The organism is Chitinophaga sp. YIM B06452, from assembly GCF_039655965.1.
GTDB lineage: Bacteria > Bacteroidota > Bacteroidia > Chitinophagales > Chitinophagaceae > Chitinophaga.
The window spans coordinates 2,022,932-2,037,008 of sequence record NZ_JAWLKY010000001.1 but is presented as its reverse complement, the minus strand read 5'-3'; the positions used below and the strand labels follow the sequence as shown (position 1 = coordinate 2,037,008).

Below are 14,077 nucleotides of genomic sequence, written 5' to 3'. Positions count from 1 at the left end.
GGTGAATATGCACCGCAAAGGTGTTGGTTGAATGTTACAGGCACTTTAACAAAGTGTTACCAAATCATTAAGGCGCCTGCTGTTGTCATATTTGTTATTTCTTTTTTCCTAATCCAAATTGATAAGAGAATGTCAGCGACACGTTAGTACCGTATTTGAAGGTGCTGATCACCTGGTCGTCGCTGTTTTTCTTATAGCTCTTTTTGTCCGCGCCTACAGGGTTCTGGTAGAAGATAGCTGCATTGTTCAGGATGTCGCTTACGTTGAGGCGCAGCTCTCCTTTTTTCCTGATCACTCTTTTAGCCACCTGGAAGTCGAGGATGTTGCGGCCATTCTCGTAGATGTCCGGGTAATCTTCAAAGCCAACGAGGTAAATGCGGGGGCCGATCCTGTTGTACAGTACGCCGATCACGAGGTCATTATCTTCAGCGGCATATTGCAATCCTGCGTTGATCAGGTAAGGGCTCTGGCCCTGGAGCGCACGGGCATTACCGTCAGATGTATATCCCTGCAGATCTACCGTGGAGTGGATGTAAGAGAAGTTGGTAAACGCGGTCATGCGGTCAAAGAAAGGCTCGGAGCTGATAAAGTCGAGTTTTTTCCTCGCTTCCACTTCAAAGCCAAGGGCGGAAGCGGTCGGCGCGTTCCTGAACAGCAGCTGGCGCCTGTTCGGGGTGGATCCCGGATCCACATATTGCTCGATGGCGTCTTTGAATCGTTTGTAGAACACGGAACCGGTAATGGCTTCGCCCACGCCAGGGTAAAGTTCATAACGGAAGTCGAGGTTCGTGATATTGGCGCGTTTCAGGTCCGGGTTACCCTGCACGGTGCTGTAGGTAACGAAGTCGTAATAGGTGAAATTGCTCAGCTCACGCAGCTCAGGACGGCTTACTGTTCTGGAACCGGACAAACGCAGGTTGGATTTTTCGTTCAGTGAATAAGAAATATTCGCGGAAGGCAGGAAATCGAACCAGGTGATGTCCTTTTTTATGGACTTACCGGTTGCATCCGCGGTTTTGATATATTGGTAATAAGACTCTCCTCTGCCCCCCCAAACGATCCTCCATTTGTCGCCGATCTTGTTGTCGAACTGCACATAACCGGCCATCAGGTCAGACTCAGCAGAGTATTTATCGGAGTTGTTGGTGATCTCGTTCATCACGAAACCATTGTCCACTATATTTTCGTCAGCAAATATCTTGTCTGGCGAAAGGAATTTCAGCGATTCGTTGTAACCTGTGTAAGTAGACCAGATGTAGCCCAATACCCTGGCTTTGAAATCACGCTGCCGGAAAAGCTTCTGGCCGCCTATCTTCACGCTCTGCTTCACATCTGAAATGGTAAAAGGAACGGTCAGGGAAGCAGTACCGCCGATATTGTCTTCCGTAAGCAGGGAATAAAAGCGGGAAGCCTGTCTTGATGCAGAGCCGAAAGGCACCTGGGCCTCATAAGGTTCGGCAGTGCCGAGGGATTTACCGTAAGACAATATTTTCATATCCGGCTGGTCGCGGTCTATCAATGAATAGTTCAGGTTCCAGTCCAGTTTCCAGTCTTTTTTGTTCAGCTTGTGGCTGCCTTCCAGCTGGGAGTTCAGCAGGGTCTTCATTACCAGTTCCTGGCTGGTTACCTGCAGGTCCTGGGTGTTATCGTAGTTTACGCCGGCACGGTCGGTGAAATTATTGTCCAGCATACGGTTGAAGATATTCTTGAAGGATATCTTGTTATTGCCTTTCACATAGGTGAAGTTGGCGATGGCGCCGATGCTGGTATTGTATTTATAAATGTTGTCGGTGAAGTTATAGCTGGCTGCTTTCCTGGAGTCGTAGTCGTAGCGGTTGCCGGGCTGTATATTTTCAGCATTACGATAGGTAAGGCTGATAATGCTGCCGAATGAACCGTCTTTTTTCAAACGGATGCGGTTGCCCCAGGTAAGCTGGTAGTTCTGTGAAGGCAATGCACTGCCGAAGTTCTGCGTGCCAAAAGAATTTTTAAAATCCCGGGTAATGCCCAACTGTTTATCCCGCGTCAAAGTAGCGTATTTGCTGCGGGAAGAGGGGAACGATGCAGGCAGGTCACGCAGGCCATCGTCGAAACCCAGCCAGTCGTTCTTGCCGCGCTCCATGCCTTTCGTGTCTTTGAATGTGCTCTGGGAGTTATAGCCGTAGCCGAGGCTTATGGAAATGTAATTTTCGGTAGGAATATCTTTCGTATAAACCTGCACCAGGCCGCCGGCAAATTCACCGGGCATTTCAGGCGATGCGGTTTTGTTGATCACGATATTATCGATGAGGTTGGAAGGGATGATGTCGAAGGAGAACGTTTTCCTGTCAGGCTCGGTGCTGGGCAGGATGGCGTTGTTGATGGTAGCGGTGTTGTAACGGTCGCTGAGGCCGCGCACGATAATGTATTTATTATCCTGTATGCTCGCACCGCTCACGCGTTTCAGCACCTCGCTGGTATTGCGGTCCGGCGAACGGCGGATGCTTTCGCCTGAGATACCGCTGGAAATGCTGGGGTTATTTTTCTGCGCAACATACAGCGCGTTGATGGTTTCCTGTTTATATGAACCACGGATCACCACTTCTTTCAGCTCTTTTGACTTAGGTTCGTCCAACGCGATATCCAATGTGGTCACCTGGCCGTTCTTCACTACTACTTCTGAAATGGATTTGGTCTGGTAACCCATGTATTTGAAATCAAGGGTATAAGTGCCGGGCTCCAGCTGGAGGATGTAACGCCCTTCCACGTCTGTAACGGCGCCTTTGGAAGTGTTCTGCACCAGCACTGTAACGCCGATCAGCAGCTCGCCTGTTTTTTTATCAGTCAGTTTACCGGATACCTTCCCGGTGTTGTTTTGTGCCTGGACGTTGAAACATCCCAGTAATAAAATCCCGATTAATTGTACAACGATAATGCTTTGTTTCACGATCTATGTTGATTTATGCCGCAAAACTACCGTCGCGCTATTACGCCTATGTTAAGCCAATATTACCAGAATGTTAATTGTTAAGAAATGATTAAAAAATCGTTAAGTCTCCCGGGGAGGCCGGGAATACAGCAAGGTCAAGGTATAGGTGTTGTAGGACGGGCCGGTGAACCGGCCGGAAAGTATTCAATCAAAAGGGTTTTCAACTGGCTTTACTTTGCCTGCCCAGTTGCTCGATGGATATGTCGAGCGCCCGGTCTGCCCCGTTCCCGCTGCAAGGCGTGATCTGGAAAAGCCGCAGGCTTTTATTCATGAATGGTTTCGAGTCCTGATTGCACAGCTCAAGGGTAAAGTGGAACTTTTCTTCCAGTTCTTCTTCAAATTCCCGGAGGCTGAGGGTTTCATCGATAGGGTGTTCCACCATGACGTCCTCTTCCAGCCCCGCTTCGCGGAGGGTATCAAATGCATTGGCCAGGGAATGGTGGATATACACGGCCGCGTTGCAATGAAGCAACCGCTGTATCTGCATCTGTAATAAGGATATCGTCATTAATGGATGTAACTTGAGCGTCTTCATCAATATTCTAGCTGGTTTCTCAAACTTACGTTAGCAAGGTTAATTAAATATTACCGCAAGGTTAATTTTAGATGTAATTCCCTGGTTCTTAATTGTACGGTCAGGGTGCAGGGAAAGTGACCACTTTAGCAACCGCAGCCCATTCCGGCAGGCTGGTTTCCTCTTCTTCTTCCGGCAGGTGGGCTTTTTTATGCGCGTGCTGGTACAGTTTCCATTCGCCCTGGTGGTATTCGAGGGACGTGAGGCTCTCTACCCAGTCGCCCGAATTCAGGTAAGTGATGGCTTTGCCGTTGTAATTCATCTGTTTGATCTCCGGCTGGTGGATGTGGCCGCAGCACACAACGTCGAACTGCTTATCTGCCGCGATCTCCGCCACGGTCTGTTCAAAATCGGAAATGAATTTCACGGCCTGTTTCACGCTTTCTTTCACTTTTTTGGAAAAAGACATCTTCTCCCGGCCCAGTTTCTCCAGCAGGTGGTTCACCAGGCGGTTGAGGATAATAAGGAAATCGTACCCTTTTCCGCCGAGTTTGGCCAGCCATTTCGAGTTTTTCATGGTCACGTCGTACACGTCCCCATGGAAAAACCAGTGTTTTTTACCGTCTACGTCCAGGATCAGCTTATTGTCTATCACAAAATTGCTGAGGCCGAAACCGGCGTATTTGCGCAGGGCTTCGTCGTGGTTGCCGGTGAGGTAATATACTTCGGTGCCTTTGCCGATCATTTTAAGGATGCGGCGGATCACCTTGGTATGGGATTTCGGGAAATACCGTTTGCTGAATTGCCAGATATCGATGATATCCCCGTTGAGCACGAGAATGCGCGGGTCGATGGAGTCCAGGTACTGGACGAGTTCCTTTGCATGGCAGCCGTAGATCCCGAGGTGTACGTCGGAGATGACAACTATATCTAATGGGCGTTTTTCGGACATCTTTCAGTTATTCGGAGAAAATCCAGGACTTGATCAAACTATTTAATATAAAGTTTGTTATCCATGTGTTTGAAGGTACCGGGAGCTCTCCTTTTTCTTATGCAAAGGAAAAATTGCTATATTACTTTTATATTAATCCAGTGTTACCAAAACATTAATTCTCAAAATTTCTTGGCTCCTATTCCTACAGAAAGCTAATTTTGCGGCAAATTTTCTCAACTAACAACAATCAAATATGGGAGGCTTTAATTCTATTGTTAAACTGTTCATGCCGAAAGACAGGGTGTTTTATTCACTTTTTGAAGACGTGGCGGCTAACCTGGTAGAAATGGGCCAGGTGCTCGTTGAGCTCGTTGAAACGAAGGATATGACTGTCAGGAAGGACAAAGTGCACCTGATCGAGCGGCTGGAGCATAAGAACGATGACTATACCCATCGTATTTTCGTAGAATTGGGCCAGAACTTCATTACCCCTTTCGACCGGGAAGATATCCACTACCTGGCTTCCACGCTGGACGACGTGGCGGATTACATCCACGGTTCAGCCAAACGTATTGATATTTACAGGGTAAACGAGATGAACGACAGCATCCGTAAGCTGGCGGACCTCATCAACCAGGGCGTTCAGGAACTGGCCCGCGCTATTCCCGAAATGCGCACCATGAGCAATATGAGGGTGATCACCGATGCCTGTGTAAAGATCAACAGCCTTGAGAACCATGCGGATGACATCTACGACCGCGCTATTGCCGACCTGTTTGAGCAGGAAAGCAACGCCGTGGAGCTGATCAAGATGCGCGAGATCTATCAGGCGCTGGAAATCGCTACAGACAAGTGCGAAGACTCCGCCAACGTGATAGAAACCATCATCATCAAATACGCATAGCCGCAAACTCATACCCATGGCTTTTCTAGTAGTAATCATCATACTGGCTTTCATTTTTGATTATATCAATGGTTTCCACGATGCGGCCAACTCCATTGCCACCATTGTGTCTACCAAGGTGCTCACCCCCTTCCAGGCGGTGCTGTGGGCGGCCCTTTTCAACTTTGCAGCCTTTTTCGTTTCCAAATACATTTACGGGGAATTCAAGGTGGGTAACACCATTGCCAAGTCCGTTTTTGAGAATGCCATCACCCTTAAGGTGATCTTTTCCGGGCTTGTGGCCGCTATTGCCTGGAACCTGCTTACCTGGTGGTACGGTATTCCTTCCAGTTCCTCCCATACGCTGATCGGCGGTTTTATTGGTGCTGCCGTAGCTAATGCCGGTGGCTCCTTCGACGTGATCAACTACGCCAAAGTATTGCCCACAGTATATTTCATTGTATTGGCGCCTTTCATAGGCATGGTGGTAGCCTTTGTTATCACGGTCATTATTGTGAACATCTGTAAAAGGGCCAATCCCTACCGGGCCGAAAACTGGTTCAAACGCCTGCAGCTGGTGTCTTCCGCGGCCTTTTCGCTGGGTCACGGCGGCAACGACGCTCAGAAAGTAATGGGTATCATCGCTGCTGCCATGGTGGCACACGGCGGCATCCCCGGGGTAAAAACCATCACAGACGTGCCGGATTGGGTGCCGTTTGCCTGCTTCACCGCTATCGGCCTCGGTACGCTTAGCGGCGGATGGAAGATCGTGAAAACGATGGGCACCCGCATCACCAAGGTAACGCCACTGGAAGGCGTAAGCGCCGAAACCGCGGGCGCCGTTACCCTTTACCTCACGGAAAGCTTCGGTATCCCGGTGAGCACAACCCATACCATCACCGGCGCCATCATCGGGGTGGGCGCCACCAAACGCCTTTCCGCCGTACGCTGGGGGGTAACTGTAAACCTGCTCTGGGCCTGGATACTGACCATTCCCATCAGCGCTTTGCTCGCTGCCGGCGTGTTTTTTATCGTCAACCTGATCCTCTAGTCAGAAGCTGAGGCCTGAAATAACTGGAGCCGTCCCGAAAGCATTCGGGGCGGCTTTTTTCATGTTAATAACAAATTGTTTATGGCAAATAGATCAGACCACCTATTTTTGTGCCTCCAAATAGTTGAAAGTCCATGAAGGGAATTATTCTCGCAGGAGGTTCCGGGACCCGCCTGCATCCCATCACATACGCCATCAGCAAACAGATCATGCCTGTGTATGATAAGCCGATGATCTATTATCCCCTTTCAACCCTCATGCTGGCCAGTATCCGGGAAATACTCATCATCAGCGCCCCGCGCGACCTGCCCGCCTTTCAACGCCTCTTTGGAGATGGAAGCCAATACGGCCTGGAGCTTTCCTATGCCGAACAGGCTGTGCCTAACGGGCTTGCCCAGGCTTTTGTGATCGGCCGCGATTTTATCGGCAGCGACAATGTTGCCCTCGTATTGGGAGACAATATCTTTTACGGCGCGGGCCTCGGCACGCAGCTGGCCAACAATACAGAGCCGGACGGCGGGATCGTATATGCCTACCAGGTATCAGACCCCGAACGCTACGGCGTGGTGGAGTTCGACCAGGATATGAAGGCCGTCAGCATCGAAGAGAAGCCGGAGAAGCCGAAATCGAGCTATGCGGTGCCCGGACTGTACTTTTACGACAACGAAGTAGTGAATATAGCCGCCGGGCTGCAGCCCAGCCCCCGCGGGGAATATGAGATCACGGACGTGAACAGGGAATACCTAAAGCGGGGAAAACTTAAAGTATCCATCCTGCCGCGCGGCACCGCCTGGCTGGACACCGGTACTTTCGACTCCCTGATGCAGGCCTCCCAGTTCGTACAGGTGATCGAGCAGCGGCAGGGCATCAAGATCGCCTGCATCGAAGAGATCGCCTACCGTAAAGGCTTTGTGAACAAAGCGCAACTGGAAGAACTGGCCAAACCCCTCGTAAAAAGCGGGTACGGCACTTACCTGATGAACCTGATAAAATAACGCTCTATATTATGCAAAAAGTCCTCGTTACCGGAGGTTGCGGATACATCGGCTCGCATACCATCGTAGACCTGATCAACAACGGATTCGACGTAGTGTCTGTAGACAGCAACATCCGCAGCTCCACCCAGCTGCTTGAAGGGGTGGAAAAGATCACCGGGAAGAAAGTCCGCAATTACAAAGTGGACCTGTGCAACCTGGAAGACACCCATGCCGTGTTCCACGAAAACCGCGACATCGTGGGCGTGATCCACTTCGCCGCCCTCAAAAGCGTGGGAGAGTCTGTAAACGACCCGCTGTTCTATTTCCAGAACAACATTACCTCGCTGGTGAACGTACTGAAATGCATCAAGGAATTCAATATCCCCAATTTCGTATTCTCTTCTTCCTGCTCCGTGTACGGCAATGCCACGGAACTGCCGGTGGTGGAGGAAACGCCGCTTGGCGAAGCCCAGTCTCCCTACGCCCGCACCAAACAGATGGGCGAGCAGATCATTGAAGACTACAGCCGTGTGAATCCCACCCAGAGCATCCTGCTGCGCTACTTCAATCCCGTGGGGGCACATCCCTCCGCGCTGATCGGCGAGTTGCCGCTGGGCAAGCCGGACAACCTGGTGCCGGTGATCACGCAGACCGCTATCGGCAAGCTGCCGAAAGTGACCGTTTTCGGCACCCACTACCCCACCCGCGACGGCTCCTGCATCCGCGATTATATTCATGTGATGGACATTGCAAACGCCCACACCAAGGCGCTGCAATACCTGATCGACAAACGCAACAGCGCCAACCTGGAAGTGTTCAACCTCGGCACCGGCACCGGCGTGACCGTACTGGAGGCTATTAACGCATTCGAGAAAATATCCGGCCAGAAGCTGAATTATGAGCTGGGCGCCGAGCGCCCCGGCGACGTGATCGCTATCTACGCCAACAACACCAAAGCCCGCCAAGAACTGGGCTGGGAGCCGAAATCGGGCATCGAAGACATGATGCGCACGGCCTGGCAGTGGGAAGTGGCGCTGAGGGACAGGGTTTTGAATAATTAAAAAGTTTATTTTACTAGCTTTGCGGCTTATAAATTATCGGCATTATGGTAAAAGATATACAAGTACTGAACGAAAAGGAAACCCGCGGCGGATTCGGCGAAGGCATCCTTGAAGCAGGCAAAAGGAATCCCAACGTGATTGCGCTGACGGCGGACCTGCTGGGCTCCATGAAACTCCAGGCATTCATCAAGGAATTCCCCGACCGCTTTGTACAATGCGGCATCGCCGAAGCCAATATGATCGGCGTGGCGGCGGGTATGACCATCGGCGGCAAGATCCCGTATACTACCACCTTTGCCAACTTCTCCACCGGCCGCGTGTATGACCAGATCCGCCAGAGCGTTGCCTATTCCGGCAAAAACGTGAAGATCTGCGCATCCCATGCCGGCCTTACCCTCGGGGAAGACGGGGCTACCCACCAGATCCTGGAAGATATCGGCATGATGAAAATGCTGCCCGGTATGACCGTGATCGTGCCCTGCGACTTTAACCAGACCAAAGCAGCCACCATAGCCATTGCAGACTATGAAGGCCCGGTATACCTCCGTTTCGGCCGTCCGAAATGGCCGAATTTTACTGCTGAAGACCAGAAATTCGAGATCGGCAAAGCCCAGGTGCTGAACGAAGGCACCGACGTCACCCTGTTTGCATGCGGCCACCTGGTGTGGAAGTGCGTGGAAGCAGGCCGTATCCTTGAAGAAAAAGGCTACAGCGTGGAGTTGATCAACATCCACACCATCAAACCGCTGGATGAGGAAGCCGTGATCAGATCCATCACCAAAACCCGCTGCGCAGTGACCGCCGAAGAGCACAACGTGCTGGGCGGCCTGGGAGACAGCATTGCGCAGGTTGCAGCCCGCCACCTGCCCATTCCCATCGAATACATCGGTACCAACGATACCTTCGGCGAAAGCGGCAAACCTACGGACCTGCTGAAAAAATACGGCCTGGATACCCCGCAGATCGTGGAAGCGGCCGAAAAAGCCATTGCCCGTAAAAAAGGTTAAAATTTATCAGGGCGTTAAACCTTATGCTGAAAAAACCATCCTAGTGATGGTTTTTTCCGTTTAGGAAAGCTGATTCCGTGGATAATGGTATATTTATATAATCTATACATCCTCCATGGATACAACAACACACTGTTTAACCGCCTATGGCAGTAACGCAAGAAGATAAAGAACTACTGGCGCTTTTCAGGGAACCGGATACAAAGGAAAAGGGATTTACGCTCATCGTGCGGAAATACCAGGAAAGGTTGTACTGGCATGTCAGGCGACTGGTGATAGACCACGACGACGCCAACGATGTTTTGCAGAACGTATTCATCAAGGTATGGAAAAGCCTGGAAAACTTCCGGGAGGATGCCCGCTTATATACCTGGCTGTATAAAATTGCCACCAACGAATGCCTCACATTCCTGGAGCAGCTAAAGCGCAAATCGGCCATCTCCATGTCTGACGTGGAAACGGGGCTGGCCAACAAACTGCAGTCGGACCCGCATTACGACGTAGGTAAAATAGAATGGAAATTACAGAATGCCATCCTCAGCCTTCCGGAAAAACAAAGGGCCGTATTCAACCTTCGTTATTACGATGAAATGCCATATGAAGAAATGAGCAGGGTGCTGGATACTTCCGAAGGCGCGCTGAAAGCTTCCTATCATCATGCGGTAAAAAAGGTGGAAGATTTCCTGAAAAATAATTGATTTTTAAACCATCAGGGATAAATAACGTCTTAATAGTATGACGCCCAAAGGAAAAGAAATAGTAGAGGAGTTAGGACAGATCGCTCCGGAATTAGGCCCCCTGGGTCATCCGCCGGAGTTTGACCTGCCGCACGGGTACTTTAACCGGTTCCCCGGCGAGCTGATGGCCCGCATTCACCGGATGGAGAACGCTGAGGAAGTTTCCCGCGAGCTGGAAGAACTCTCTCCCCTGCTGGCCGCTATGCCCCGGAAAACGCCTTATTATATGCCTGCCGGGTATTTCAGCGAGCTGGATAAAGAGATGGTGCTGAACCGTGAAGCCGAGCCCACAGCGAAGATACTGCCGCTGAACAAGCGCATCAGGCTATTCAAACGCTGCCTGGTAGCTGCCGCCATCGCAGGCGTGATCAGCGTGGGCGCGGTGTTCCTGGCGAAGGAATACTCCGGCAGCGCGTTAGACCGCCAGCTGGCGCAGATCAGCGACCAGGAGATCGTGGATTACCTTCAATACAATACAGACGAATTTGATAATGAGAATATCTTTACAAATGTTTCACTGGACGAAGAACTCCCTTCCGTACTGCCCGAAGAGCTGACCAATGAAGAGATAGACAAGATGCTGGAAGAGAATATTTTACAGGAAACACCCTTTAATTAATGCAAGAATGAATCGACGTAAGCTGATATGGTTAGTGCTGGCATTTTTCTGCATGGCCTGGCTGCCCGCCGGCAACCTGCACGCGCAGGACGTTCAACAGGAAGACGCCGCCAAACAGGATAAAATCAAATCCCTGGAGCTGCTTTACATCTCCAAGGAGCTGGACCTGACGCCCGAAGAAGCCCAGAAATTCTGGCCGGTGTATAATAAATATACCAAGGAAGTGAATGAGCTGATCGCCGAGCGCAGGAAAAAGGCAAAGGAACTGAAAAACGTGCCCCGCACCGACCAGGTGGCCGAAGAAGCCATGGACAAGGAACTAGGCTATGAAAAAAAGATGCTGGACATCCGCACCCGTTATAAACAGGAATTCATGAAGGTGCTGCCCGCCCGCAAAGTGAGCAACCTTTACCGCGCGGAAAGGGAATTCAGGGGCATGATGATCCGCCAGCTCAAAGAAAGAAAAGACAACCGCATGATGCGGCGCCATAAATAGACAATAATTATCATCAATAAATATGTAGGAAAAAAAGCGGCCGGCCCATTTGGGCTGGCTTTTTTATTAAAATTTAGTGGTCGGCAGCTTGGTATCATGATAGAAAAGAAAGGTCCAGTCTTCCGCCTTTCCCCGCTCCATGTACTGCTGGCGCAACTCCATTGTTTTTTTCCCGTCGTAATCGTATTTCGCGATAAAGCGGCTCCGCATCATGGAGATCTGCGGCGCCTCGTCTCCCCCGAAAAATATCTTACCCTCACCGTCGTCTATAAGGAACACCTGGTGGTAAGGGCAATGCCCGCCGCTGTGCTCATAATGGATATACCCGTCTATCGTGCCGTTGCCTTCCGTAAACACCACGTTGTCCCTCTTAGGCAGCAGGTTCACTTCTTCAGCAAGGTACGATTTCCCGTCGTTGGCAATGGCGTAATCCAGTTCTTTGCGGCTCACGTAGTAGGTGGCGTGGGGAAAGCTGAGCGAACGCTCGCCGGTGATAATGTCCTCCATGCTCACGCCCCCGGCATGGTCCTTATGCAGATGGCTCATCAGCACCTTGGTCACTTCCATGGGATTGATGCCGTTGCCTATCAGGTTCTGGTGAAGCTGCAAAATGCCGTCCGCATTCCGGAAGCCCAGGCCGGTGTCCAGCAGCAGGATATCCCGGTCTGTGATCACCAGGAAGGGTTGTATCTCTACCAGCAAAGAGCCTGCACTGCGGTCTTTCATGGAGTCCTTACGCTCATCGTAGGGAATGAATTTCTTGGTTCCGTCTACTGTAAAACTTCCTTCCGAAAGCGGTATGATTCGTGCCATTGTGCAAAAATAAACAATTCCTGCCTGGCATGACGTGATGAATGCCGGCGCGTTATTTAGCGATGATCTTTCTTAAAAGCTCGTCGCCGGCGGCAGCCATATAGCTCACGCTGTTCAGCGAATCGAGCCTGGATTTGGCTTTCATTTCCGGGGAAATGGTAATGGATTCCATCATTTTATCCAGGATGGGCCTGCGTTTGGCCGAGATGGTGTCTGTCAGGTATTTTTCCATGAGGATGCTGGCGATGGGCACTGCGTAGGTGGTGCTAAAACCGGAATTCTCCACGATCACGGCTATCGCGATCTTCGGGTTGTCTTTCGGCGCAAAACCAACGAACAGCGAATGGTCTTTCAGCTGCACATATTCGCCATTGATCCGCGCTTTGTTTTCCGCGGTACCGGTTTTACCGCATACGGCGATGCCGTCTATCTGCACGCCTTTGGCGGTGCCTTTCGTCACCACGTCTTCCAGGCCCAGCACCACTGAGTTGAAGGCTTCGTCTGAAATATTGGCTACGCGATGTTTTACCTTGTATTGTTTCAGTATATCGGAACGGTCGTCGTCTATACTTTCCACGAAATGCGGCACATAATAAAAGCCCCTGTTGGCGATGATGCACATGGCGTTGGCCAGCTGCAGGGGCGTAAGGCCCAGCAGGCCCTGGCCCATGCCCACGTACATTTCAGAGCAGGAATTCCACTGGCCGGCATAACGCCTGTTCATGCGCGCGGTGTCTGGCACATCGCCGCTCTTTTCATTGGGAATGTCCACCCCCAGCCTGCGCCCGAGGCCCATGTCGTTGAGATAGTCCACGAATTTGGCCTGTCCCGCCCCGATGCCGCCCCATTTCCTGTTGTCTACGCACAGGCGGTATAGATGCATGAAATAAGCGTTGCAGGAGTTTGCCAGCGCGTTCCTCATGCTGGACGCATGGCCTGCGTTGCTGTGCAGGCAGCGGCTGAAGCGGCCGCAGTTGCCGTAACCGCCGCGGCAGTCGAAACCAAAGTCCGGCCCTACGATCCCTTCGTCCAGCGCTATGAGGCCGGTGATGGGTTTGAAGGTGGAGCCGGGTGGGTAAGACGCGGAGATCGCGCGGTTAAACATGGGCGACACGGTGTCCGTCAACAACCGGCCCAGGTTCTTCGCCCTGTATGAGCCTGAAAGCAGGTTGGGGTCGAAGGTAGGGCCGCTCACCATGGCGAGGATGCCGCCGGTTTGCGGGTCTATCGCCACAATGCTGCCCACTTTCCCCTTCATCATCTTTTCACCGAGCAGCTGCAATTCTATGTCCATGGCCAGCCGCAGGTTCTTGCCGGCAACCGCCGCAGTATCGAACTCGCCGTTTTCCAGTGGGCCCTGCGGCCTGTTCAGGTTGTCTTTCACAAGATATTGTATGCCGCGCTGCCCCATCAGGATACTCTCATAAGTGCGCTCCAGCCCCGTCATGCCGATGTAATCGCCCTGCTGGTAAGCATTGTATTTGCCGGAAGTATCGTTCAGCATACCCGGCGTGATTTCGCTGATATAGCCGAACACGTTAGCCCCCACACCGTAAGGATAGCTGCGCACGGGCCGCAGCACCAGCTCAAAGCCGGGCTGGAACATGTACATGCTTTCCTGCAGCTTGCCATACACTTCGGGCGTAAGCAGGCTGGCGAATACAGACGGGCGCCTCGGCCCTTCTTTCATGTTCGCGTTGGCAATGCGTTTGATGAATTCTTCCCGGTTTATCCCGAGCACTTCGCAGAGATACGCCGTGTCTACGTTCTTCACATTTCGCGGGGTCACCATCAGGTCGTACAACGCTTCGTTGCGCATTACGCTGCGGCCTTTGCGGTCGTAGAGAATACCGCGGCTGGGGTAAATCACTTTGCGGAGGTGCGCATTGGCGTCCGCGAGCTTGGAGTATTTGGTTTCCACCACCTGCAAATAGAACAGCCTGGCCACAATAAGGGCCACCATTCCAAGGCAGATCAGCTGAAGCACCCGTTTTCTGGGCTGATTAAAAACAGACAT

The 14,077-nt window shown here is 51.5% G+C and carries 13 protein-coding genes; 8 read left to right on the top strand and 5 right to left on the bottom strand.

The features are described 5' to 3' along the window. Positions 1 to 94: 94 nt before the first annotated feature. The 3 genes from R3I13_RS08210 to R3I13_RS08200 all read right to left on the bottom strand — a co-directional run bounded on the left by R3I13_RS08210 (position 95) and on the right by R3I13_RS08200 (position 4,434). A complete protein-coding gene (locus tag R3I13_RS08210) occupies positions 95 to 2,926 on the bottom strand; it encodes a TonB-dependent receptor (protein ID WP_346317442.1) in 2,832 nt (943 codons plus the stop codon). Between the two features lie 202 nt (positions 2,927 to 3,128). Next, complete coding sequence (locus tag R3I13_RS08205; protein WP_346317441.1) at positions 3,129 to 3,476, bottom strand: hypothetical protein; 348 nt, start codon at positions 3,474 to 3,476, stop codon at positions 3,129 to 3,131. A gap of 127 nt (positions 3,477 to 3,603) precedes the next feature. Next, positions 3,604 to 4,434, bottom strand: a complete 831-nt coding sequence (locus tag R3I13_RS08200; protein WP_346317440.1) for a UDP-2,3-diacylglucosamine diphosphatase — start codon at positions 4,432 to 4,434, stop codon at positions 3,604 to 3,606. A 235-nt stretch (positions 4,435 to 4,669) separates the two neighbouring features. On the opposite strand from R3I13_RS08200, the gene R3I13_RS08195 reads away from it, so the two are divergent. The 8 genes from R3I13_RS08195 to R3I13_RS08160 all read left to right on the top strand — a co-directional run bounded on the left by R3I13_RS08195 (position 4,670) and on the right by R3I13_RS08160 (position 11,247). Next, positions 4,670 to 5,320, top strand: a complete 651-nt coding sequence (locus R3I13_RS08195; protein ID WP_346317439.1) for a DUF47 family protein — start codon at positions 4,670 to 4,672, stop codon at positions 5,318 to 5,320. Positions 5,321 to 5,336: 16 nt separating this feature from the next. Next, a complete protein-coding gene (locus R3I13_RS08190) occupies positions 5,337 to 6,350 on the top strand; it encodes an inorganic phosphate transporter (RefSeq protein WP_346317438.1) in 1,014 nt (337 codons plus the stop codon). A 134-nt stretch (positions 6,351 to 6,484) separates the two neighbouring features. Continuing rightward, the gene (rfbA, locus tag R3I13_RS08185) at positions 6,485 to 7,345 is read left to right on the top strand and encodes a glucose-1-phosphate thymidylyltransferase RfbA (protein ID WP_346317437.1); all 861 of its coding nucleotides are present in this window, start codon (positions 6,485 to 6,487) and stop codon (positions 7,343 to 7,345) included. An 11-nt stretch (positions 7,346 to 7,356) separates the two neighbouring features. Next, a complete protein-coding gene (gene galE / locus R3I13_RS08180; RefSeq protein WP_346317436.1) occupies positions 7,357 to 8,388 on the top strand; it encodes a UDP-glucose 4-epimerase GalE in 1,032 nt (343 codons plus the stop codon). A gap of 44 nt (positions 8,389 to 8,432) precedes the next feature. Continuing rightward, positions 8,433 to 9,395, top strand: a complete 963-nt coding sequence (locus R3I13_RS08175; RefSeq protein WP_346317435.1) for a transketolase C-terminal domain-containing protein — start codon at positions 8,433 to 8,435, stop codon at positions 9,393 to 9,395. Between the two features lie 146 nt (positions 9,396 to 9,541). Further along, on the top strand, positions 9,542 to 10,093 hold the full coding sequence (locus R3I13_RS08170; protein ID WP_346317434.1) for a sigma-70 family RNA polymerase sigma factor: 552 nt from the start codon (positions 9,542 to 9,544) through the stop codon (positions 10,091 to 10,093). Between the two features lie 37 nt (positions 10,094 to 10,130). Continuing rightward, on the top strand, positions 10,131 to 10,751 hold the full coding sequence (locus R3I13_RS08165) for a hypothetical protein (protein ID WP_346317433.1): 621 nt from the start codon (positions 10,131 to 10,133) through the stop codon (positions 10,749 to 10,751). Between the two features lie 7 nt (positions 10,752 to 10,758). Then, entirely contained in the window at positions 10,759 to 11,247 is a 489-nt protein-coding gene (locus R3I13_RS08160; protein ID WP_346317432.1) for a hypothetical protein, read from the top strand. Positions 11,248 to 11,313: 66 nt separating this feature from the next. Here R3I13_RS08160 and R3I13_RS08155 read toward each other — a convergent pair whose 3' ends face one another. Together R3I13_RS08155 and mrdA are read right to left on the bottom strand one after the other, a co-directional pair. Beyond that, positions 11,314 to 12,060 (bottom strand): MBL fold metallo-hydrolase, encoded by a 747-nt coding sequence (locus tag R3I13_RS08155; RefSeq protein ID WP_346317431.1) that lies wholly within the window; start codon positions 12,058 to 12,060, stop codon positions 11,314 to 11,316. A 52-nt stretch (positions 12,061 to 12,112) separates the two neighbouring features. After that, positions 12,113 to 14,077, bottom strand: coding sequence for a penicillin-binding protein 2 (gene mrdA / locus R3I13_RS08150; protein ID WP_346317430.1), 1,965 nt, complete (start codon positions 14,075 to 14,077; stop codon positions 12,113 to 12,115).